The following is a 23,407-nucleotide window of genomic DNA, read 5'->3' on the forward strand; positions in this document are numbered from 1 at the left end:
AGGACGTGTCCGCGTACCTTCTGGTTGTTCTTCCGGGCGAACTCGATGAGCTTGTCCGCCGGACCCCAGTTGTCCATCTCCATCCTCACCAGAGTCCCCACCACCCCAACCGGCAAGCCCAACAAGAAAGCCCTGGCCACCCTCGCGCCCCTACTGACCCCCTGACCAGGAGGCGGCCCCGGAGCACGGGAGCCGTCAGCGGGTTAGGCGACGGTTCGGGTGCGGCTGGGGGTGCTGTTGGAGAGGCCGTGGAGGTTGAGGGTTTGGGTGATGGTGCGGAGGGCGCGGTGGAGGGTCATTTCGTCGAGGTGGGCGTAGCCGAGGACGATGCCGTTCTTGGGGAGGCTGTGCTGGTGGTAGTAGGGGGACAGGTCGGTGGTGATGATGTCGCGGTCGCGGAGCTCGCGTACGAGGGTGGCGGCGGGGAGCGACTTGGGGAGTAGGAGGGTGGCTGTGGTGCCGGTTTCGGTGCCCAGGAGGGTGGTTTGCGGGTAGGCGCCGAGGGACTGGCGGAGGAGGGCGCGGCGGGAGGCGTACAGGGTGGCGAGGCGGTCGGTGCGGCGGGTTACGCAGCCGGCGTGGAGGAGGTCGGTGAGGACCTGCTGGTGCAGGTGGGAGGGCGGCTCGGGGCCGAGTGGGACGTGGGCCCGTACGGTGGGGGCCAGGTGGCGGGGGACGACCAGGAAGGCGAGGCGGAGCGCGGGGGTGAGCAGCTCGCGGAATGAGCCGATCATGATGGTGCGGGCCGGGTCGCCGACGGTGAGCAGGCTGGGGCGCGGGTTGACGTTGGGGTTGAACAGGCCGTCGAAGGCGGGCTCGATCACCAGGCCGGCGCGCCTGTTAGCCCAGGCGGCGACGGCCCGGCGGCGCTCGGTGGACATCCGGGCACCGAGGGGGTCGTTCCGTTCGGGGGCCACCAGCACCGCCTCGCAGGCGGCGGGGATCAGGTCGGCGCGGGCCCCGGCGCCGTCCACCGGCACCGGCAGCACGGTGGCGTGCCGGGCGAGCGCGGCGCGCAGTGCGGGCGGGGCCGGGTCCTCCAGGCCGAGCACCGCGGGCCGCTCGCCCGCGCCGGGCAGGGCCAGCCGGAGCGCCTCGCCGTACCCGGAGACGACCACCACCTCGTGCTGGTCCAGGATGAGGCCGCGGGAGTCGCGGAGCAGCGCGGCGATCGCCTCGCGGAGCTCGGGCAGGCCGCCCGGAGGCGGCTCGGCCACCGGGGGCGCCTGGTGGCTGGCCCGGCGCCAGGCGGCCCGCCAGGCGGCCAGCGGGAACGCCTCGGCGGTGAGCTGGCCGGGGCTCAGGTCCACCGGGCCCCGCGCGGACCCCGCCGACGCGGACGGCCGGGGCGTGCCGCGCTCCTCGGTCCTGGCCCGGGTCGACACGTACGTGCCGGAGCCGTGCCGGCCGGTGACGTACCCCTCGGCGAAGAGGATCTCGTAGGCGGTCAGCGCCACTCCGCGGGAGACCTGGAGCACCTCGGCCATGGTCCGGGTGGACGGCATCCGGGTCCCCGGCGCCAGCTGCCCCGACTCGATGGCCTGCCGCAGTTGGTGGGCGACCTGGTCGTGCAGGGGCAGCGGCAGGCTGCGATCCACCCGGATCGGGACCTTGAGTCCTTGCGGGTTGCGCATCGATTTCCCCATTTCCTGAGCATGCCGCACCAGATGGCTCAGGGCGGCCGGAGGGATTCCGGCCGCCCCGCACTCAAGGCGTGACATCCCGTTCCACGGGATGGAACCAAGCGGATCTATCGGTCAGCGGGGCGGTAGCAGCAGCGCAGACCGGTCTGCACGGTGGTGCGGAGCTCCTCGCCGATCACCGGGTCGGCCTCGGCGATCCGGCTGAGCGCGCGGCGGATGGCCTTGCCCACCGCGATCCTGGCCCGCTCCTCGCTGCCGGTGAAGCGGCGCACCCGGCCGCCCATGCCGGTGGCGGCGGCCAGCTCGTCGATCAGCCAGTCCCGCTCGGCCCGCAGCGCCTCGGCCCTGGCCAGGTCGTGCTGCGCCTCCAGCTCGTCGATCTCGGCCTGCAGCTGGGCCAGCCGCTGCTTGTAGGTGCGCTTGGCCTGCTCGTCCAGGAGCGGCTGGCCCGAGTCGGACTCGCTCGCGGCGGTGCCGGGCCCGGCCGCCAGGTCGGTGGCCCGGATCTCGCAGCCCGGGTTGGCGATCAGCGTGGCCAGGTGGCGCATGCCGACGCTGTGGTCGACCAGCACGGTCCGGCCGCCCAGCTCGATCTGCCAGTGCCGTCCGTGCCGCCGGCACCGGCCGACGTCGTTGGACTTGATCGGGGTGGTCGTGGCGGGCTCGATGGGCAGCACCATGCCGAGTTCGGCGGCCTCCTGGGCGGCCTGCTTCAGCTCCCGGTCGGCGGCCTGGTCGTGCGAGCCGTTCCGCCGGGCCAGCGCCTGGCCCAGCCGCCACCGCGACAGCACCGCGGCGGGCCAGTGCCCGAGCGCCAGGTTGTCCTGTACGGCCCCGCGCAGGTGTTCCGCCGCCCGGTCCACGTCGCCGGTGGTCAGGCAGGCCACGCCGAGCGCGTGCCGTACCGAGCCGAAGCAGGAGACCCCGATGCTGACGACGACCGGCAGGTGGGCGAACGGGGTGAGCAGCTCGTGCGCCCGGGCGGCGGTCTCGTGGTCGTCCAGCAGGTGGGCCGCCTCCACCACGCCGAACATGGTGGTCAGCCAGCTGCTGGAGCGGGGCAGGTCGGCCAGGTCGCGGCCGCGCAGCCGGGCCAGCATGCCGGCGGCCAGGCGGCGGTCCCCGGCGCTGGCGGCGGCCACCGCCAGCGCGGCGAAGTAGGAGTTGTCCACCGCGCTCAGCATCGGCGAGTTGACCATCTCCAGCAGCACCGGGACCAGCTCCCCGATCCGGCCCTGGAACCAGCGGATGGTGCCGAGCTGGCCGCCGTACCAGCCGGTGGTGTCCACGTCTCCGGCCGCGCTGCCGCGCTCGGCGGAGAGGTTGGCCAGGGTCTCGGCCTGGCCGAACCGGCCGGCGCGGATGGCCAGCATGACGTCCATGGCGCTGACCACGAAGCCGATGGCGCGGTGGTCGTGCAGGCTGAGCCGGGAGCGCAGCTCCTCCAGGCACCGCTCGGCGTGCGGGTCCCCGGCCAGGAAGCGGTCCACGGTCTGCCAGAGCAGCCCCATGAGCAGGTCGCCGCGGCGGCCGGTGGACCCGGCCTGGGCGACCATCTCCTCGGCCAGGTCGGCCCGGAGCATGCCGTGCTCGGGCGCCAGCAGGCAGTGGTGGGCCAGGCTGAGCGCCTCGGTCAGGGCCTGCGTGTCACCGGACCTGCGGGCCTCCCCGACGGTCTTGATGATGCCGGCGTACTCGGCGTTCCGGTAGTCCTCCTCGCCGGCCAGCCTGGCGCGCAGCCGGAGCGCCAGCGGGCCGCGCGGGTCGATCAGGCTCAGCGCGTGTCGCTGGCGCATCCGGATCAGGCCGGCCTCCGCGGCGGTGCGGTGCTCGTGCACCCACACCCCGCCGAGCCCCAGGGCCGCGCGGGCCATCGCCTCGGTGTCGCCCGCCCCCTGGGCCATCCGGTAGGCGTCGTCGAACCAGCGGCGGGCCGCCTGCAGGTCACCGTCCACGTGCAGGGCGCGCTCGCCCGCCACCAGTGTGAATTCGATGCCGTCGGCGAAGTCGGCTGAGCAGGCCTCCAACCCCTGTACCAAGCTCACGGCTTCCTCTCATCCTGCAGGTCGATAGTGCGGTTCCTCCAGGGCTTCTCCCCGTACGTCCCCTAGTGAGCCGCATCCCGCTTGCACGTTCCTTGATGGCCACTTTCTCCGGCCGGCGTGTGACGCAGCGGTGGACTTCTATCGGCGGTGCCGGGGCGTCTGGTGGGAGCCGGTTCCGGTCAGCGCGCGCACCGAGAGCTCGTCGTACCGCTCCGGGTCGGCCTTCTCCCGGCTGAGCAGGGTGCCGGCGACCGCGCAGAGGAAGCCGAACGGGATGGAGACCAGGCCGGGGTTCTCCAGCGGGAAGAGCTGGAAGTCGATCCCGGCCGGCAGCAGCGACAGGCTCGCCCCGGTGACCGGGTCGACCTTGCCGGAGACCACCGGGGACAGCGCCATCAGCAGCAGCGACCCTGCCAGCCCGCCGTAGATCCCGGCCACCGCGCCCGCCGCGTTGAAGCGCTTCCAGAACAGGGAGAGCACGATGGCCGGCAGGTTGGCCGAGGCGGCCATGGCGAAGGCCAGCGCCACCAGGAAGGCCACGTTCAGGTCGCGGGCCACCACCGCGAGCACCACGGCCACCGTGCCGATCAGGAAGGCGGCGAACCGGGCCACCGCCACCTCCTGGGACTCGCGCGGGCGGCCCAGCATCAGCACGTGGCCGAAGTAGTCGTGGGCCAGCGAGGTGGAGGAGGCCAGTACCAGGCCGGAGACCACGGCCAGGATGGTGGCGAAGGCGACCGCGCCGATGAAGGCCAGCAGGATGTCGCCGCCGACCGGGCCCCCGGCGAACTCGCCGAGCGAGTGCGCCAGCTGGAGCGCGGCGGTGTTGCCGGTCGGGTCCTGTGCGGTGATCGCCTGCTGGCCGACCACCGCGGTGGCGCCGAACCCGAGCGCCAGCGTCATCAGGTAGAACAGGCCGACCAGGCCGATCGCCCAGTTCACCGAGGTGCGCGCGGCGCGGGCGTCGGGCACGGTGTAGAAGCGGCTGACGATGTGCGGCAGGCCGGCGGTGCCGAGCACCAGGGCCAGGGCCAGGCTGATGAAGTCGAGTTTGTTGATCAGCGTGCGCAGCGGGTCGCCGTCGATCTCCTTGCCGAACCGCAGGCCGGGCCGGAGGAAGTCGGCGGAGCGGCCGCTGGCCCTGGCCGCCGCGCCGAGCATCTCGCTGAGGTTGAAGCCGAACCGGCCGAGCACCAGCAGGGTGAGGACGAGGGTGCCGGCCATCAGCAGCACGGCCTTGATGATCTGCACCCAGGTGGTGCCCTTCATGCCGCCGTACGTGACGTAGAAGATCATCATCATCCCGACCACGATGATGGTCAGCACCTTGGCGGCTCCCGCCGACATGCCGAGGAAGCTCTCCCCGGGGTGGATGCCGAGCAGCAGGGAGACCAGCGCGCCCGCGCCGACCATCTGGGCGAGCAGGTAGAACACCGACACGGTGACCGTGGACACGGCCGCCGCGGTGCGGACCGCGGGCTGCCGCCTGGCCCGGTAGGAGAGCACGTCGGCCATGGTGAACCTGCCCGCGTTCCGCATCAGCTCGACCAGCAGCAGGGTGAGCAGCCAGGCCACCAGGAAGCCGATGGAGTACAGGAAGCCGTCGTAGCCGGAGAGCGCGATGATCCCGGCGATGCCGAGGAAGGACGCGGCGGACATGTAGTCCCCGGCCAGCGCCAGGCCGTTCTGCGGCCCGGAGAAGGCCCGGCCGCCGGCGTAGAAGTCGTCGGCGCCCCGGGTGGTGGCCCGGGCCCAGACGGTGATGACCAGGGTGATCACGATGAAGATGAGGAAGAGCCCGAAGGTCAGCAGACGGCCGCTCATCGGTGGCTCCCGCGCCGGTGCCGGGGTGTCCAGTTCTCGATCCTGCGGCGCTCGGCCAGGACCCGTTCCTGGCGTTCCCGTTCGGCCCGGCGTTCGGCGGCCTCATCCCGGAGCTGGGCGGAGATCGGGTCCAGCTTGCGCCGGGCGTACCGGGAGTACCGCCAGGCCAGCAGGAAGGTGGAGGCGAACTGCAGGATGCCGAGCAGCAGGGCCACGTTGATGTGGCCGAGGGCCGGGCGGGCCATGAAGTCGCGGGCGAAGGCCGACAGCGCGATGTAGAGGAAGTACCAGGCCAGGAACGATCCCACGATGGTCGTGGCCAGCCGCCGGAACCTGGTTCTGAGCAGACGGAACCGCCGGTCGCTCGCCAGCGCCGCGAAGTCCCCGCCGGGGGTGGCCGGTCCCGTCATGGGGATCCTCCCTGATTACCCTATGTGGTTGTTCGACTCCATAAAGAAACCACACGATGCATGGCTTTTTCCGGAAAACGCGGAAGCTCAGTAGGCTTCGGCGCTGCCGATCACCTGGAGTTTGCGGCGGGCTCGCTCGTAGAAGGTGGTGGTGCCCAGCCGTACCACGTAGGCGGCCGAGACCTGGGCGCTGACGGTCAGCGCCTGGCCGGCCGTCAGGCGTCCGGCGACCTGGCCGTCCACCTCGACGGCCAGCGGGCCGCTGCTGGGCAGCACCTCCAGGGTGACCTCCTCGTCCACCGAGAGCATCATGGTCCGGTTGAAGGTGGAGTGCGCGGCGGCGGGGACCACCAGGAAGCCGGACACGGTGGGCGAGACGATCGGCCCGCCCGCCGAGAAGCTGTACGCGGTGGACCCGGTCGCGGTGGCCACGATCACCGCGTCCGCGGCGAACCGGACGAACGGCACGCCGTCCACCGCGACCGCCACCGCGGCCAGCCCCTCCCCGGGGGTGCGGACCAGGGCGATGTCGTTGAAGGCGCGGACCTCGCCGGTCCCCGGGATCATGGTCTGCACGGCCATCCGGGGCTCCACCGTGTACCGCCGGTTGTCGATGGCCGACAGCGCCGGGGCCAGCTCGTGTACGTCGATCTCGGCGAGGAAGCCGAGCTTGCCCACGTTGACGCCGAGCACGGGGGTGCTCCGGCCGGTGTTGAGCCGCATGGCGCGCAGCATGGTGCCGTCCCCGCCCAGGCTGACCAGCAGGTTGGAGCGGCCCGCCAGGGTGGCGGCGTCCACCGGGACGGCGCTGCAGTCGATGCGGTCCACCTCGTCGTACAGGCCGAGCACGGTCACCTCGCGCAGCCGCGCCCATTCGATGATCGTGTCAATGGCCTCCCGGGGATTCCGGCGGGGGTGCAGCACTATGCCGACCGTTTTCACCATGCCCATGCCGTAACTATGGGCCGGGCCGTGTGACATTCGCGTCAACAGTCGGCCCGGCCGGTTATAGAACCCGTCAAGAAGCCTAAAACCGCCAAATTCACGGGCATTGCTCTGCTCAGAGGGCCGTGCACCACCGCCACGGCACAGAACACGAAATTTCCGGATTTAGGGGCATTTATGGGTGACGTGGTGTTCGTGGCGCTGACCTTCGCGGTCTTCGCGGTGGCCGGGCTGCTGGTCCGGGCGGTGGAACGGCTGTGAGCACGGCCAACCTGATCGGCCTGGTGGCCGCCGTGGTGCTGACGGTCTATCTGGTGGCCGCCCTGCTCTTCCCGGAACGGTTCCAGTGAGCGCCCTGTTCATCCTGTGCATCGTGGCGGTGCTGGCGCTCACCCACCGGCCGCTCGGCGACTACCTGTACCGCGTCTACGCCATCTCCCGCCACCTGCGGCTTGAGCGCGCCATCTACCGCCTGGTGGGGGTCCACCCCGACGCCGAGCAGCGCTGGAACGGCTACGCCCGGAGCCTGCTCGCCTTCTCGCTGCTCTCGGTGCTGCTGGTGTACGCCCTGCAACGCCTCCAGCACCTGCTCCCGCTGAGCCTCGGCCACCCCCCGGTCACCGACCACGTGGCCTGGAACACCGCCATCAGCTTCGTCACCAACACCAACTGGCAGTCGTACGCGGGCGAGTCCACCATGGGCCACCTCGTCCAGGCGGTCGCGCTGGCGGTCCAGAACTTCCTCTCCGCGGCGGCCGGGATGGCGGTCGGCATCGCCCTGGTCCGCGGTTTCGCCCGGCACCGCACGGACACCGTCGGCAACTTCTGGGTGGACCTGACCCGGGGCACCGTACGCGTGCTGCTCCCGATCGCGTTCGTCGCCGCCCTGATCCTGGCCGCGGGCGGGGTGGTGCAGAACTTCGCGGCCGCGCACGAGGTGACCACGCTCGCCGGAACCCCCCAGGCCATCACCGGCGGCCCGGTGGCCTCCCAGGAGTCCATCAAGCTGCTGGGCACCAACGGCGGCGGCTTCTACGGCACCAACTCGGCCCACCCGTTCGAGAACCCCGCCCCCTGGACCAACTGGCTGGAGATCCTGCTCATGCTGGTCATCCCGTTCGCGCTGCCGCGCACCTTCGGCCGCATGGTCGGCCAGCCCCGCCAGGGCTACGCCATCCTCGCCGTGATGACCGTGCTCGCCCTGCTCAGCGTGTGCCTGACCACCGCCGCCGAGCTCACCGGCCACGCCACCGTGCCCCAGGCGGCCGGGGCCGCGCTGGAGGGCAAGGAGGTCAGGTTCGGCGTGCCCGGCTCCGCCGTCTTCGCCGCCGCCGCCACGCTGACCAGCGGGGGCGCGACCAACTCGGCGTACGACTCGTTCACCCCGCTGGGCGGCATGCTGGCCATGTTCAACATGATGCTCGGCGAGGTGGCCCCCGGCGGCGTCGGCTCCGGCCTGTACGGCATGCTCATCCTGGCCGTGATCAGCGTCTTCGTGGCCGGTCTGATGGTCGGCCGCACCCCGGAGTACCTCGGCAAGCACATCGGCTCCCGGGAGATCAAGCTGGCCTCCCTCTACTTCCTGACCACCCCGGTCCTGGTGCTCACCGGCACCGCCCTGGCCATCGGCAACCAGGCCGGCAGGGCCGGCATGCTGAACACCGGCGCGCACGGCTTCTCCGAGATCCTGTACGCCTTCACCAGCGCCGCCAACAACAACGGCTCGGCCTTCGCCGGGCTCACCGCCGCCACCCCCTGGTACGACGTGGCCCTCGGCCTGGCGATGGCCTTCGGCCGCTTCCTGCCCATGGTCTTCGTTCTGGCCCTGGCCGGGTCCCTGGCGGCCCAGTCCCCGGTGCCGGTCTCGGCCGGGACGCTGCCCACCCACCGCCCGCAGTTCGTCGGCCTGGTGGCCGGGGTCACCCTGATCGTGGTCGGCCTCACCTACCTGCCGGCCCTGGCCCTCGGCCCGCTCGCGGAGGGGATCCGCTGATGCTCGTGGACCCCCGGCAGCTGGGCCCCGCCCTGGTCAAGCTGAACCCGCTCACCCTCTGGCGCAACCCGGTGATGTTCATCGTGGAGATCGGCGCCCTGTTCGCCACCGGCCTGGCGATCGTGACGCCGTCCTTCTTCGCCTGGGGGGTGGTCTGCTGGCTCTGGCTGACGGTGATCTTCGCCAACCTGGCCGAGGCGGTGGCGGAGGGCCGCGGCAAGGCCCAGGCGGCCAGCCTGCGCGCGGCCCGGCGGGAGACCGCCGCCCGCCGCCTGCCCGACCCCGCCGACCAGTCCCGCTGGGAGGTGGTCGACGCGCCCGCGCTCCGCCAGGGGGACGTGGTGCTGGTCGAGGCGGGCGAGATCATTCCCGGGGACGGCGACGTGATCGACGGCATCGCCAGCGTGGACGAGTCGGTCATCACCGGCGAGTCCGCCCCGGTCATCCGGGAGTCCGGGGGCGACCGCTCGGCCGTCACCGGCGGCACGAAGGTGCTGTCCGACCGCATCGTGGTCCTGATCACCCAGAAGCCCGGCGCGAGCTTCGTGGACCGGATGATCGCCCTGGTGGAGGGCGCCAACCGGCAGAAGACCCCCAACGAGATCGCCCTCAACATCCTGCTGGCCGCGCTCACCGTCATCTTCCTGACGGCCACCGCGACCATGCAGCCGATGGCCATCTACGCGGTCGCACAGAACCCGGGCCACCCGGTCACCCTCGCCCTCGGCCCGGACGGGGTGACCGGTATCGCGCTGGTGGCCCTGCTGGTCTGCCTGATCCCCACCACCATCGGTGCCCTGCTGTCGGCCATCGGCATCGCCGGCATGGACCGCCTGATCCGCCGGAACGTCCTGGCCATGTCGGGCCGCGCCGTCGAGGCCGCCGGGGACGTGGGCACCCTGCTGCTGGACAAGACCGGCACCATCACCCTCGGCAACCGGCAGGCCGCCGACTTCCTGCCGGTCGCGGGCGTCACCGAGCAGCAACTGGCCGAGGCCGCGCAGCTGGCCAGCCTGGCGGACCAGACCCCGGAGGGCCGCTCCATCGTGGTCTACGCCAAGGAAAGGTACGGCCTGCGCGAACGCGACCTGACAGGGGCCAGCTGGGTCCCGTTCACCGCGCAGACCCGCATGTCGGGCGTGGACGTGGACGGCCGCCGCATCCGCAAGGGCGCCGCCGCCGCGACCCTGCGCTGGGTGCGGGACAACGGCGGCCACCCGACCGAGCAGGCCGGGCACCTGGTGGACGCCATCTCCAGCACCGGCGGCACTCCGCTGCTGGTGGCGGAGGGAGACCAGGTGCTGGGCGTGATCAACTTGAAGGACGTGGTCAAGAAGGGCATGCGGGAGCGTTTCGACGAGATGCGGCGGATGGGTATCCGGACCGTCATGATCACCGGTGACAACCCGCGAACCGCCAAGGCCATCGCCAACGAGGCTGGAGTGGACGACTTCCTGGCCGAAGCCACACCTGAGGACAAGCTGGCGCTGATCCGTCGAGAGCAGGAGGGAGGCAGGTTGGTGGCGATGACCGGCGACGGCACCAATGACGCCCCCGCGCTGGCCCAGGCCGACGTCGGCGTGGCCATGAACACCGGCACCTCGGCCGCAAAGGAGGCCGGGAACATGGTCGACCTGGACTCCAACCCGACCAAGCTCATCGAGATCGTGGAGATCGGCAAGCAGTTGCTGATCACCCGGGGCGCGCTGACCACCTTCTCGATCGCCAACGACATCGCCAAGTACTTCGCGATCATCCCGGCCATGTTCGCGGCGGTCTATCCCGGCCTGGACGCGCTCAACATCATGCGCCTGGCCAGCCCCCAGTCGGCCATCCTGTCCGCCGTCGTCTTCAACGCCCTCATCATCATCGCGCTCATCCCGCTGGCCCTGCGCGGCGTACGCCACCGGCCGTCCGGCGCGGCCAAGCTGCTCAGCCGGAACCTCTACGTGTACGGCCTGGGCGGCGTCGTCGCCCCCTTCATCGGAATCAAGATCATCGACCTGTTCGTCCACCTGTTCCCGGGGATGGGCTAGATGATCCTCCTGCCCGCCTGGCTGCGCCGGATCTGGGCCGCCGTGCGCGCCCTGGCGGTGCTGACCGTGCTGACCGGAGTGATCTATCCGCTCGCGGTGACCGGGCTGGCCCAGCTCCTCTTCCACCACCAGGCCAACGGATCCCTGCTGGCCGGAGGCGGCAGGACGGTGGGCAGCGAGCTCATCGGCCAGAACTTTCCCGAATCCGGATATTTCCAGAGTCGTCCGTCCGCGGCGGGGAAGGATGGGTACGACACGCTGGCCACCGCCGCGAGCAACCTCGGACCCGAGGACGTGCTCGACCGGCCGGGGAGACCGAGCCTGCTCAGCCAGGTCTGCGCGCGGAGCGTGGCCGTCGGGCGGCGGGAAGGGGTCAGCGGGGCCCGGCCGTACTGCGCGGACGGGGTGGGGGCGGTGGTGAAGGTGTTTCCGTACCGGGTGGTGAGCGCCAACCAGCCGTGCCCGGCGACGCCGTTCGTCGCCAGATACCAGGGGATGCGGGTCGAATGCGCGCGGCCGGGGGAGAACCTGGCGGCGGGGCGCACGGTGCCCGTCCGGGGGAAGGCGCGGGCGGTGGTGCCGGTGGACGCGGTGACGGCGTCCGGTTCCGGGCTGGATCCGGACATCTCCGTCGCGTACGCCGAACTGCAGGCGCCCAGGGTGGCCAGGGAACGCGGCCTCGACCTGGCCCGGGTACGCGCCCTGATCAGGGCGAACACCACCGGCCGGGCGCTGGGGTTCCTGGGGGAGCCCGCGGTGCACGTGCTGCGGCTCAACCTGGCCCTGGACGGGAGGTGACCGGTCATGCCGCGCGGGAAGTTCCGCATCTACCTGGGCGCCGCGCCCGGCGTGGGCAAGACCTACGCCATGCTCTGCGAGGGGCGCCGGGGCATGGCCAGGGGCCGGGACGTGGTGGTCGGCCTGGCCGAGCCGCACGGCCGGGAGCGCACCGCGGTCCTGCTGGAGGGCATGGAGGTGATCCCCCGCAAGCGCATCACCTACCGGGACGCCGAGTTCACCGAACTGGACGTGGCGGCGGTGCTGGCCCGCCATCCGAAGATCGTCCTGGTGGACGAGCTGGCCCACACCAACGTGCCGGGCTCCCGCAACGTCAAACGCTGGCAGGACATCGAGGAGCTGCTGGACGCCGGGATCGACGTGATCTCCACGGTGAACATCCAGCACCTGGAGTCGGTCAACGACGTGGTCCAGGAGATCACCGGCGTGCCCCAGCGGGAGACCGTGCCGGACGAGGTGGTCCGCCGCGCCGACCAGATCGAGCTGGTCGACATGTCCCCGGAGGCGCTCCGCCGCCGCATGGCCCACGGCAACGTGTACGGCCCGGAGAAGGTGGACGCCGCGCTGGCCAACTACTTCCGGGTCGGCAACCTGACCGCGCTGCGCGAGCTGGCCCTGCTCTGGGTGGCCGGCAAGGTCGACGAGCAGCTCGACCGCTACCGGGCAGAACACGGCATCGCCACCACCTGGGAGGCCAGGGAGCGGGTCGTGGTCGCGCTGACCGGCGGTCCCGAGGGCGGCACGCTCATCCGCCGGGCGGCCAGGATCACCGCCAGGACCAAGGGCGCCGACCTGCTCGCCGTGCACATCACCCGGCCCGACGGCCTGACCGGCGGCGACCCCGGCAACCTGGCCAGGCAGCGCACCCTGGTGGAACGCCTGGGCGGCAGCTACCACCAGGTGGTCGGCGACGACGTGCCCGGCGCGCTGATCGACTTCGCCCAGGGGGTGAACGCCACCCAGCTGGTGCTGGGCGCCTCCCGGCGGGGCCGGTTCGCCCAGATCCTCTCCCGGGGCGTGGGCGTGGAGACCACCGCGCGCTCCGGTTCCATCGACGTGCACATGATCACCCACGCCGAGGCGCGGCGCGGGCGGCTCCGGCCGCCCCGCACCCGGGCGGCGCTCACCAGGAACCGGCGGCGGGCCGGGTGGCTGGCCGCCCTGGTCGGGCTGCCGGTGCTCAGCGGGCTGCTGCTGCCGTTCCGCGGCGGGCTCTCGCTGCCCACCGAGATCCTGCTCTTCCTACTGGCCGTGGTGGGCGTGGCGCTGATCGGCGGCATGTGGCCGGCGGTGACCGCGGCGGTGGCCGGGTTCCTGCTGCTCAACTTCTTCTTCGCCCGGCCGGTGCACAGCCTCGCCATCCACGACGGGGCGAACGTGTTCGCGCTGATCACGTACGTGCTGGTGGCGGTGGTGGTGAGCGCGGTGGTGGACCTGGCCGCCCGGCGCACCCGGGAGGCCGCCCGGGCCTCGGCGGACGCCGAGGTGCTCGCCACGCTGGCCGGGCACGTGCTGCGCGGCGAGGCGGCGGTCAGCAAGCTGCTGGCCCGGCTGCGTGAGACGTTCGGGCTGCGCGCGGTCACCCTGCTGGAGCGGGCGGGCGAGCCCAACCCGGACGACCGCTGCGACCCCCGGGCCTGGCGCATCGTGGCCACCGCCGGCGGCCCCCCGGCCACCTGCCCCGACCAGGCCGACACCGACGTGGTCATCGACGAGGAGCTGGTGCTGGCGGCCTTCGGCGGGCCGCTGGACGCGGCCGATCAGCGGGTGCTTGAGGCGTTCGCCGCGGAGACCGCGGTGGCGCTGCGGCAGCGGCGGCTGGAGCAGGAGGCCGAGCGGGCCCGGCCGCTGGCCGAGGCCGACCGGATGCGCACCGCCCTGCTCGCCGCGGTCAGCCACGACCTGCGCGCCCCGCTGGCGGCGGCCAGAGCCGCCGTGGAGAGCCTGTCCGCCACCGACGTGGAGTGGTCGCCGGAGGACCGGGAGGAACTGCTGGCCACCGCAGGGGAGTCGCTGGCCAAGCTGGACCGGCTGGTGGCCAACCTGCTCGACATGAGCCGCCTGCAGGCCGGCGTGCTCGGCGTCGCGCTGCGGCCGGTGGCGGTCGACGAGGTGCTGCCCAGGGCCATCGACGACCTGCCCGACCAGGTGGTCAAGACCGACCTGCCGGACGACCTGCCGGACGTGCTGGCCGACCCGGCCCTGCTGGAACGGGTGCTGGCCAACCTGATCTCCAACGCGGCCCGCTACCAGCCGGGCGGCGCCGTCCTGGTCACCGCCAGCGCGTACGGCGACCGCGTGGAGATCCGGGTGGTCGACCGGGGCCCCGGCCTGCCGCCGGGCGACTACGAGCGCGTCTTCCAGCCGTTCCAGCGGCTCGGGGACCGGGACAGCCACACGGGGGTGGGGCTGGGCCTGGCCCTGTCCCGCGGGCTGGCCGAGGCGATGGGCGGCACCCTGATCCCCGACGAGACCCCCGGCGGCGGGCTCACCATGGTGCTTTCGCTGGAAATTTCGCACTGATCGTCCCCCATGGCTGGACTGGGCACGCCAGGCTGTGGTTGGGTCTCGCGCGTCGGCGAGAGATGATCACCGCGGAGGCGGCCCATGGGGAGACCGGAACGCCCGCTCGACCCGGAGGCGGGGCCGGTTGAGGCGCTCGCCTGGCAACTGCGGCGGCTGCGCGACCAGACCGGCCGGATCAGCTACCGGCGGCTGGCCCAGCGGGCCCACTACTCGGCCAGCACGCTCGCCGACGCCGCCAAGGGCGACCGGCTGCCCTCCCTGGAGGTGACCCTCGCATACGCGCTCGCGCTCGGCGGGGACGAGGCCGAATGGCGGGAGCGCTGGGAGGCGGCGGCCGCGGCGGTCCACGGCGAGCGAGCGCCCGAACCCGAGGTCCCCTGCCCCTACCGCGGGCTGATGGCCTTCGAGCCGGAGCACGGCGAGTGGTTCTTCGGCCGGGACCACCTGGTGGACCGGCTGCGCGAGCTGGCCGGGCGGGCACCGGTGATCGGCGTGTTCGGCGCCTCCGGCAGCGGCAAGTCGTCGCTGCTGCGGGCCGGGCTGCTCGGCGCGCGGGACGGTGACCCGCGCTGGCGGACCCTGCTGGTCACGCCCGGCGAGCACCCGCTGGACGCGCTCTGCGGCCAGGTGGCCAAGGTGTTCGGCGTGGACGTGCATCGGTTACGCGAGGAGCTGGCCGAGGAGCCGGCCGCCCTGGACCTGGCCGTGCGCGGCCGGCTGGCCGACGACGAGCGCGCGCTGCTGGTGGTGGACCAGTTCGAGGAGGTCTTCACGCTCTGCCGGGACGAGCGGGAGCGCGGCCTGTTCACCGCCGCCCTGCTCGACCTGGCCCTCGGGGCGGGGCGGCGCACCACCGTGGTGGTGGGGGTGCGGGCCGACTTCATCGGCCACCTGGACCCCGGGCTGGTGGCGGCGGTGGCCGAGGCCCAGCTCCTGGTCGGCCCACCGGCCGCCGCCGAACTCAGGGAGATCGTGCTGCGGCCGGCCGCCCGGGCCGGGCTGTTCGTCGACCCGGACCTGCTCGCCACCGTGCTGGCCGACACCACCGCCCAGCCCGGCTCGTTGCCGCTGCTGTCGCACGCGCTCCAGGAGACCTGGCGGCACCGGTCGGGGGAGCGGCTGACCCTCGCCGCCTACCAGCGGGTCGGCGGCGTGAACGGCGCGATCGCGCAGACCGCAGAACGGGTGTACGCGGAGTTGGGCCCAGGGGAGCAGCGCCTGGCCCGGCGGGTCTTCCTCCGGCTGACCGCGCTCGGCGAGGGCACCGAGGACACCCGCCGCCCGATCGCCCAGGCCGAACTGGACGGCATCGGCGAGCCGGAGGCGGTGGCCGGGCTGCTGGAGCGGCTGGCCGAGGCGCGCCTGGTGGTGATCGGTGAGGAGTCGGTGGAGGTCGCCCACGAGGCGCTGATCCGGGCCTGGCCCCGGCTGCACCGCTGGCTCACCGACGACCGGGCCGACCTGCGCGTGCACCGCGGCCTCACCGACGCCGCGCACCGCTGGCACGAGCTGCGCCGCGACCCCGGCGCGCTCTACCGTGGGGCGCAACTGGTCGCCGCCGGGGTCTGGGCGGAGGAGAACGCCGGCGAGCTGAACCAGTTGGAGTCGGCCTTCCTCCAGGCCAGCCAGAGCCTGGCACGGCGCAGGACGCGCCTGCTGGCGCGGGTGGCCGGGGTGATGGGGGTGCTGCTGGTGGCCGCGCTGGCGGGCGGGGGTCTGGCCCTCCAGCAGGGCCGGGAAGCGGGCCGGCAGCAGCGGGTGGCCACCTCCCACCAGGTCGCGCTGAAGGCCCGTGAACTGCTCGGCACCGATCCCGACCTGGCCGGGCTGCTGGCCGTCACGGCGTACCGGCTCAACCCCGACGACGAGACGGCCGGGGGCGTGCTCAGCGCGTCAGCCGCCGCACGCCGCCGGACCGAGCTCAACGCGGGCGGCAACTACATGTTCGAGGTGGTCCTCCAGCCGGGCGGCACCCTGCTGGCCGCCGCGGGCTCCGACGGCAAGGTGACGATCTGGGATCCGGCGCGGCAGGCCCCGGTGCGGACCTTCGCCGAGCACCTCGAACCTGGCAAGCCCATCTACGTCCGCCGGGTCGCCTACAGCGCCGACGGCGGCCTGCTCGCCTCACTGGGCCGCACGCAGGGCCCCGCGCCCACGCCCGGGACGCTGGTGGTCCGCGAGCCCGGCACCGGCCGGGTGGTGTTCCGGCTGGCCCGGCCGGAGGTCTCGGACGCGATGGCGATCAGCCCCGACGGCCGCCTGCTGGCCTTCGGCGTCGGCGGCGGCCGGATCGAGGTGTGGGACCTGCCCGCCGGCACCCACCGGGTGTTCGACGGGCGGGAGGGGGTGGTCGGCGGGCTGAGCTTCAGCCAGGACGGGGCGCTGCTGGCCGCCACGACCGGGCAGGAACGGCACCCGGTGGTCTGGGACGTGGCCACCGGACGCCCGCACGCCACCGTCCCGGCCCGCTTCGTGCACCGGATCGTGTTCGGGCCGGGCCGGACCCTGGTCACCGCCTCCGACCAGCTTGGCGTGCACTTCTGGGACGTGACAGGGGCCGAACCGGTCCCGGCGGGGGAACTGCCCCGGCTGGAGCCGTACGCCTGGGACATCTCGGCGCCGGTGGGGGACCTGATCGCGATGGCCGACGAGAACGGCATGATCATGATCTGGGACCACCGGCGGAAGGAACTGGTGACCAGCTACCAGGACCGGACCAGGGCGGAGACCCTGTCGCTGGTGCTCGCGCCGGACGGCCGCCGGGTGGCGTCGGCCGGGTTCGGCGGCGAGATCGTGCTGCGCGATCCGGTGGTGCCGCCGTTCACCGGCCACAGCGCCGCCGTCAACGCGGTCGAGGTCAGCCCCGACGGGACCGTGGTGGCCTCGGCCGGGAGCGACAACACGGTCCGGCTGTGGACGGTGGACGGCCGCCCGATCCGGCGGCTGGACGGCCACTCCGACCACGTCGAGGCGGTCGCGTTCAGCTCGGACGGGGCCAGGCTGGCCGCCGTCACCCGCGACCACCGGGTGGTGCTCTGGGACCTGGCCACCGGCGAGAAGATCACCACCATCCGGTACGAGGGCCTGGGCGCCTCCACCGACGTGGCCTACGAGCCGCACGGGCGCGCGCTGGTGGCCGCGGCGCTCGGCTGGCACCGGTGGGCCCTGGACCCGGCCGGGCAGGCCACTCCCACGCCGTTCCCGGCCCCGCCCGTGTTCGCCACCGGTGTCGCGTACGCGCCGGACGGGAGCCTGGTGGCCGGGACCAGCTCCTCCGGCATCCTGGTCGGCTGGGACCTGGCCGCCGACGCCCAGCGCTACCGGCTGCGGACCGGGCAGGGGGCCGTCCTGGACGTCGCGTTCAGCCCGGACGGCGCAGTGCTGGCGACCGCGGGCGCCAACCGCACGGTGAAGCTGTGGCAGGCCGCGACCGGGAAGGAGCTCGGCACCCTGCCGGGGCACACCGGGACGGTCGAGGCGCTCGCCTTCAGCCGGGACGGGCGGTGGCTGGCCTCCGCGGGCTCCGATCGCACCATCATCGTGTGGAACATGTCCGACCTGACGAAGGTGGCCGTGCTGAGCGGCCATGAGGCGCCCGTGCACGCGCTGGCGTTCACGGCCGGGGGCGACCTGGTCTCCGGGGGCAACGACAGCCGGATCATCCGATGGGCGCTCGATCCCGGCCAGGCGGTGGCGCGGATCTGCGCCGCGGTGGGGCGTGGGCTGAGCCGGGCGGAGTGGGCGGCGTATCTGCCGACGACGCCGTACCAGCCGGTCTGTGGTTGACCGGAGTTGATTGTCCGACCGGCCGGCGGGCATCGGACAACTCGCTGACCTCGGAGACTCCTTCGTATGCGCCGGATATACGAGGGAAACGGAGGCCCCGGCGATGCGGCTGGAGGCGCTCGGACCACTGACGGTGACCGTGGCAGGGGAGACGGTCGCGATCCGCTCGGGCAAGCAGCGCGCGCTGCTGGCCATCCTGCTCGCGCAGGCGGGCCGGCACGTGTCGCCCCGGCGTCTGACGCAGTCGCTGTGGGACGAACCGCCGGCGTCGGCCGCCGAGAATCTGCGCCTGCACCTGTACTACCTGCGCCGCGCGCTCGGCGATCCCGACCGCGTCGTCCGCGAGCCCGCGGGGCTACGCCTGGTGGTACGGCCCGGCGAGGTGGACCTGGCGGACTTCGACCGGCTCGCCCGCGACGGCGACCACGCGCTGGCGCAGGGCCGGCCGGAGCGGGCCGGGAAGGTGTACGCCGAGGCGCTCGCCCTGTGGCGCGGCCCCGCCTACGGGGAACTGGCGGAGGTGCAACTGGTCAGGGAGAGCGTGCTCCGGCTGAACGAGGCCCGGCTACGGGTGATCGAGCAGCGGATCACGGCGGACCTGGCGCTGGGCCGGCACGCCGTCCTGGTGGCCGAGCTGATCCCCCTGGTGGCCGAGCACCCGCTGCGGGAGCGGCTGCGCGCCCACCTGATGCGGGCACTGGACCGGTGCGGCCGCCGGGCCGACGCCCTGGAGGTCTACCGGGTGGGCCGCCAGACCCTCGTGCGGGAGCAGGGTCTGGAGCCAGGGCCCGAGCTCAGGGCGGTGCACGACTCGATCCTGCGTGAGGAGGTCACCCCCGAGTCCGACCGGCGGTGGCTCGCTTCCCCGCCGCGCTCGGGGGCCGGCTGCGTGCGCTGCAGGCGCGCCGGCCGCCGCAGGTCACACGGCTAGCTGCCGGGAGCCGCGCGGTAGACGTCCCGGGCCAGCTTGGTGATTTTCTTGGTCGCGTCGGCCCACGCCGTGGTCTGGGTGGTCAGCAGGACCATGATGTAGCGGTCGCCGATCACGCCGGTGGTGTGCAGCACCGGGTGGACGAAGTCCACGTCGGCCGTGGCCGTACGGGCCCGGACGCATTTGGACGGCGGCACCGAGCCGTACCCGGACCAGCCCTGCTTGACCGCCCACGGCCGGGGGACCGCGCGGGGGATGCCGAAGTACTGGTCGAATCCGTCGCTGCCGCACGGCTCGGCCTTGCGCAGTTCGCCCATGATGGTGTCGCGGACCTTCGGTTCGGCCTTCTCCAGCAGGTAGCGGTAGACCTTGGCGATGTCCAGCGCGCTGATCGCGGTGTACCCCCAGAAGCCGGGCTTGTCGGCGGGCGGCGGGCTGGTGTCGGTGAGCTTGAGCCGCTTGGCCATCCGCAGGATGATCTTCCCCTGCCCGCCGCGCCGCCAGAGCGCGGTGGCCGCGTCGTCGTCGCTGACCCGGAGCATCGGCCGCAGCACGGCCAGGTCGGGCTTGGCCACGTCCTCCAGGTGGTCGATGGCGATGAGCAGCTTGACCACCGAGGCCGAGCGGAAGCGCTTGTGCACGTTGCGGGAGACGGTGACCCGCCTGGCCTGCCGGTCGAAGACCACGTACCCGGCGGTGACGCCGCTCGGCACCACCACCCGCTTGCGCGGCGCGGGCGAGGGCGGCGGCGTGGCCGCCGATTCGAAGGCGGCCGTCTTGGTGACCGGAACAGGTGGCTCCGACGCGCAGCCCCCGAGGACGGGGGCGAGAAGAAGCAGGCCGGCAACGGCCACCAGGCTGGGACGCACCCGCCAAAATTAGCCGAGGAGTCAAATCACGCGCGGAGATATCCACCATTTCACGCGATCATGACGCTTCCCGCGCCGCCGACAGGCGGCTTTCCCGATGCCACAGCACTTCCCGCCGCCGTATCGCCGCGAATACCGCTAACCTTATGTGTCCATGGTGCTACTGCGGGTCATCGCATCTTTCGTCCTGTTATTGACCCCCGGCGCGGATGACGAGGTCATCGGCCAGTTGCCGGGGGTGCCCGCCTATTTCACGGTCGGCACCTGGGACCGGCTGGCGGGCCCGGGCCTGGCGGTCGCCAACCCCGTCTCCGGGCCCGGCCGCCGGGTGGACCCGGAACTCGCCGCCGCCATCGAGGGCGCCCACGACCGGGGGGTGACCGTGCTCGGCTACGTCACCACCGGCTACCTCGGGCGGACCGGCAGGGTCACCCGGTTCGGTGAGACCGGCGAGGCGTCCTGGCTGGCCCAGACGCAGCAGGAGATCGCCGCCTGGTACCGGCTCTACGGAGCGCACGGCCTGGCCGGGATCTTCCTGGACGAGGTCCCCGACGCCTGCGCCGTCACCCCCGGCTACCGGGAGCTGCGCGCCTTCACCCGCAGGTACGACCCGGCCGCCCGGGTCGCCGTCAACCCGGGCACCGGCGTGCCGGACTGCTTCTCCGGGGTGGCCGACGTGCTGGTCGCGTTCGAAGGGGACCTGGCCGCCTACCGGGCGTGGCAGCCGCCGGCCTGGCAGCTCGCCCAGGACCCGCGCCGGTTCTGGCATCTGGTGCACGGCGCCGCCGACCCGGCCGAGGCGATGCGCCTGGGCAGGCTCCGCAACGCGGGCTACATGTACGTGACGCCGGACACCCTGGCCAATCCGTGGGACACCCTGCCGCCCGCCGCGTACTGGGCGGCCGAACGGGAGGCGGGGGCCGCGCCGGTCAAGGTGCCGCCCGCGCGGCCCGGCGCGCCCGAGGTGGCCGTGCGCGGGGCGACCTCGCTCCGGCTGCGCTGGACTGGGGTGACCGGGGCGGTGGCGTACGAGGTCTACCGGGACGGGCAGTGGACGGGCGGCACCCTGGGCGCCGCGCCGGAGTTCGACCTGGACGGCCTGAAGCCCGGCAGGTCCTACGAGTTCCGGGTCCGCGCCAGGGACCGCGCGGGCAACCTCTCGGCGCCTGGCCCGGCCGTACGGCTGGGCACCCTGCCCTTCCCCGGCGTGCGCCCCGCCCCGCCAGGGGACCTGACGGCCACCCGGATCCGCCCCTCGGGGCTGCGCCTGAGCTGGCAGGCCTCCTCCGGGGTGTACGACGTCTACCAGGACGGCCGCCTGATCGCCACCACGACCGGTACGGCTCTCGCGGTGGGCTCCCTGGAACCGGCGACCACCACGACCTTCACGGTGGTCGCCAGGAACGACGCCGGCGGCGCCTCCGGGCCCGATCTGACGGTGACCACGCCCCCGGCGGCCAGTGCGCCCATCACGGAGGCCGCGGGGGAGATCGGCGCGGACGCGGTGGTGTACCAGGCCAGGTTCGGCCGGGCCTTCGACCTCCATCAGGTGCTGCTGGATCTGGACGGGGACCGGGACACCGGAGTCGCCGTGGCCGGGCTCGGGGCCGATCACCTGATCGAGAGCGGGTGGCTGTTCCGCCAGCGGGAGCCGGGGTGGAACTGGACGCCGGTGGCGCCGGTGAGCCTCGCGGTGTCCGATGACCTGTACGTCTGGCGGGTGCCCAAAACCGCATTTCCCGAAATTTCGAGGCATCGGGTGGTCTTCAAGGGCGCGGTGCCGGAGGCGTACAGCGAGGTGGTGGAGATGGGGTGAACCAGGGGAGCGCGGGCCGGGCCCGTGAATCACGGTTCTCCCCGGGCGGATGAGGATTGTTATCCTCCGATGACTCCCTGTGCACCCGGTGCCGTGAGAGCAGAGCTGAGCGCTGTTGGGGCCATGGCAAACTTCAGTTCATCCTGCACCGTGGAGAGCAGCTTTGCAATCCTGCAAATGCAATATTGCAAACTGCCGCTTTGTGGGGAGTCCGCTGATGAGCGCTGGGCGTAGCCCGACGGTCCGGCTCCGGCGTCTGGCCGGTGAGCTGGTCCGGCTGCGTTGCGAGGCGGGCTACTCCCGCGAGGAGGTGTCCCAGCTGCTCGGACTGGCCAGTTCCACGGTGTACCGGATCGAGACAGGGCACACCCGGCCACAGGGCCGGACCATGCGGGACCTCCTCGCTCTCTACGGCGCCACCGATCAGGAGCGGGCAGCCCTGCTCGAACTGATCCGGGACGCCGGCCGTCGCGGGTGGTGGCACAGCTTCGGAGACGTGATCTCCGGGCCGTACGTGGGCTTGGAGGCGGAAGCCGCCAGCGTCCGCAACTACGAGCCGGTGATGCTGCCGGGGCTGCTGGAGACCGAGGACTACGCCCGCGCGGTCATCGGCGCGGCCCTGGTCGAGGACCCGAAGGAGATCGAGCGGCGGATCACCGTGCGGCTGGAGCGGCAACGGCGCCTGTCCGACCCGGCCTTCGAACTCTGGGTGGTGCTCGACGAGGCCGCACTACGGCGACCCGTTGGCGGGCCGCACGTCATGGCCGAGCAGTTGCGCAGGCTCCAGGAGCTCGCCCTCCAGCCGAACGTCACCATCCAGGTGCTGCCGTTCGACGCCGGGGCCTACCTGGGCATGGGCAACCCGCTGGCGATCCTCGCCTTCCCCGACCCCGAGGATGGCGACATCGTCTTCCTGGAGAGCGCCGGCGGCGAGCTCTACCTGGAGGAAGCCGACCAGGTTCGCCGGTACGCCCAAGTCTTCGACCATCTCCGCGCCGCAGCTCTAAGCCCGGAGAAGTCCAGAGAGAAGATCGAATCGGTGGAGAAGGAGATGGCATGAAGGACATTCAGCCAACGGATCTGGCCGACGCGACGTGGCGTAAGGCCACCCGTTCCAACACCCAGGGCAACCAGTGTGTCGAGGTGGCCCAGCTCACGCACGGCGTGGCCGTGCGCGACTCCAAGGACCCCCAGGGTCCCAAGCTGCTGTTCACCCCCGGCGAGTGGGACGCCTTCGTCCACGGGGTGAAGGGCGGCGAGTTCGACCTGTCCTGATCTTCTGAGCCAACCAGAAAAAACGCGTACGGCCCGCACACCGCCTCCCGGTGCGCGGGCCGTACCTTACGTGAGATATGTCAGGCGCAGGCGAGGCCGAGTTCCTGGGTGGCCTCGCTGGCCTTGGTCGCGAACTCGGTCACGGCCGCCGGGTTCGACGGGTCGATCTTGAAGGCGGCCCAGGTGTCGGCCATCTTCGACAGCGACGACTGCAGGTCGCCGTCGGCCTTGGCGGCCAGGTCCTTGAGCTGGCCGGCCAGGTCAGAGGTCGCCTTGTTGATGGCGTCCAGGTCGCCGGCCGAGGCACCGGCCGCGGCGCTGTAGTCGGTGAACGCCTTCACTGCCTCCTGGCAGACCGCCGTGGAGTTGCCACCCCCGCAGGCGGTCAGCAGAGCGGCGGCCGCGAAGGTGACGATGGCGAGGCGAGCGGTTTTCATCGGAGGGATGCCTTCCTAGTGATCTGGGAACGCCAGTGACACTAGGAAGAGTGGGTTGCGGACCACTTTCACT

At 72.6% G+C, this 23,407-nt stretch carries 17 protein-coding genes; 10 read left to right on the top strand and 7 right to left on the bottom strand.

From position 1 onward, the window contains the following. Positions 1-203: 203 nt before the first annotated feature. From KIP79_RS41950 to KIP79_RS41970, 5 genes are all read right to left on the bottom strand, one after another. Positions 204-1,646, bottom strand: a complete 1,443-nt coding sequence (locus KIP79_RS41950; protein ID WP_214110621.1) for an aminotransferase-like domain-containing protein — start codon at positions 1,644-1,646, stop codon at positions 204-206. Positions 1,647-1,750: 104 nt separating this feature from the next. Next, complete coding sequence (locus tag KIP79_RS41955; protein WP_308170189.1) at positions 1,751-3,688, bottom strand: hypothetical protein; 1,938 nt, start codon at positions 3,686-3,688, stop codon at positions 1,751-1,753. A gap of 138 nt (positions 3,689-3,826) precedes the next feature. Further along, on the bottom strand, positions 3,827-5,512 hold the full coding sequence (locus KIP79_RS41960; protein WP_214110622.1) for a monocarboxylic acid transporter: 1,686 nt from the start codon (positions 5,510-5,512) through the stop codon (positions 3,827-3,829). Next, on the bottom strand, positions 5,509-5,922 hold the full coding sequence (locus KIP79_RS41965) for a DUF485 domain-containing protein (RefSeq protein WP_214110623.1): 414 nt from the start codon (positions 5,920-5,922) through the stop codon (positions 5,509-5,511). Before KIP79_RS41965 ends, KIP79_RS41960 begins: the two co-directional genes overlap by 4 nt. A gap of 87 nt (positions 5,923-6,009) precedes the next feature. Next, positions 6,010-6,873: an NAD(+)/NADH kinase gene (locus tag KIP79_RS41970; RefSeq protein WP_250214746.1), complete on the bottom strand. Its 864-nt coding sequence runs from the start codon at positions 6,871-6,873 to the stop codon at positions 6,010-6,012. A 251-nt stretch (positions 6,874-7,124) separates the two neighbouring features. Here KIP79_RS41970 and kdpF point away from each other — a divergent pair, with 251 nt between their 5' ends. From kdpF to KIP79_RS42005, 7 genes are all read left to right on the top strand, one after another. Continuing rightward, positions 7,125-7,217: a K(+)-transporting ATPase subunit F gene (gene kdpF, locus KIP79_RS49890; protein WP_214110624.1), complete on the top strand. Its 93-nt coding sequence runs from the start codon at positions 7,125-7,127 to the stop codon at positions 7,215-7,217. Beyond that, the gene (kdpA, locus tag KIP79_RS41980; RefSeq protein WP_214110625.1) at positions 7,214-8,860 is read left to right on the top strand and encodes a potassium-transporting ATPase subunit KdpA; all 1,647 of its coding nucleotides are present in this window, start codon (positions 7,214-7,216) and stop codon (positions 8,858-8,860) included. Before kdpF ends, kdpA begins: the two co-directional genes overlap by 4 nt. Further along, complete coding sequence (gene kdpB, locus KIP79_RS41985) at positions 8,860-10,896, top strand: potassium-transporting ATPase subunit KdpB (protein ID WP_214110626.1); 2,037 nt, start codon at positions 8,860-8,862, stop codon at positions 10,894-10,896. Before kdpA ends, kdpB begins: the two co-directional genes overlap by 1 nt. Next, positions 10,897-11,694: a potassium-transporting ATPase subunit C gene (locus KIP79_RS41990; protein ID WP_214110627.1), complete on the top strand. Its 798-nt coding sequence runs from the start codon at positions 10,897-10,899 to the stop codon at positions 11,692-11,694. A 6-nt stretch (positions 11,695-11,700) separates the two neighbouring features. Continuing rightward, positions 11,701-14,217: a DUF4118 domain-containing protein gene (locus tag KIP79_RS41995; RefSeq protein ID WP_214110628.1), complete on the top strand. Its 2,517-nt coding sequence runs from the start codon at positions 11,701-11,703 to the stop codon at positions 14,215-14,217. Positions 14,218-14,301: 84 nt separating this feature from the next. Beyond that, entirely contained in the window at positions 14,302-18,006 is a 3,705-nt protein-coding gene (locus tag KIP79_RS42000) for an nSTAND1 domain-containing NTPase (protein ID WP_214110629.1), read from the top strand. 103 nt (positions 18,007-18,109) lie between these two features. Next, positions 18,110-18,937 (top strand): AfsR/SARP family transcriptional regulator, encoded by an 828-nt coding sequence (locus tag KIP79_RS42005; protein WP_214110630.1) that lies wholly within the window; start codon positions 18,110-18,112, stop codon positions 18,935-18,937. Here the strand turns inward: KIP79_RS42005 and KIP79_RS42010 are convergent. Then, complete coding sequence (locus tag KIP79_RS42010; protein ID WP_214110631.1) at positions 18,934-19,806, bottom strand: serine hydrolase; 873 nt, start codon at positions 19,804-19,806, stop codon at positions 18,934-18,936. The genes KIP79_RS42005 and KIP79_RS42010 overlap by 4 nt on opposite strands. A gap of 154 nt (positions 19,807-19,960) precedes the next feature. Here KIP79_RS42010 and KIP79_RS42015 point away from each other — a divergent pair, with 154 nt between their 5' ends. The 3 genes from KIP79_RS42015 to KIP79_RS42025 all read left to right on the top strand — a co-directional run bounded on the left by KIP79_RS42015 (position 19,961) and on the right by KIP79_RS42025 (position 22,897). Beyond that, positions 19,961-21,622: a spherulation-specific family 4 protein gene (locus KIP79_RS42015; RefSeq protein WP_214110632.1), complete on the top strand. Its 1,662-nt coding sequence runs from the start codon at positions 19,961-19,963 to the stop codon at positions 21,620-21,622. Between the two features lie 217 nt (positions 21,623-21,839). Further along, on the top strand, positions 21,840-22,682 hold the full coding sequence (locus KIP79_RS42020; protein WP_214110633.1) for a helix-turn-helix domain-containing protein: 843 nt from the start codon (positions 21,840-21,842) through the stop codon (positions 22,680-22,682). Next, a complete protein-coding gene (locus tag KIP79_RS42025) occupies positions 22,679-22,897 on the top strand; it encodes a DUF397 domain-containing protein (protein ID WP_214110634.1) in 219 nt (72 codons plus the stop codon). Before KIP79_RS42020 ends, KIP79_RS42025 begins: the two co-directional genes overlap by 4 nt. Positions 22,898-22,977: 80 nt before the next feature. On the opposite strand, the gene KIP79_RS42030 is transcribed toward KIP79_RS42025, so the two are convergent. Then, complete coding sequence (locus KIP79_RS42030; RefSeq protein ID WP_214110635.1) at positions 22,978-23,334, bottom strand: DUF8711 family protein; 357 nt, start codon at positions 23,332-23,334, stop codon at positions 22,978-22,980. Between the last annotated feature and the right edge of the window lie 73 nt (positions 23,335-23,407).

Origin of the sequence: Acrocarpospora catenulata (assembly GCF_018476525.1) — a bacterium.
Lineage (GTDB): Bacteria > Actinomycetota > Actinomycetes > Streptosporangiales > Streptosporangiaceae > Acrocarpospora > Acrocarpospora catenulata.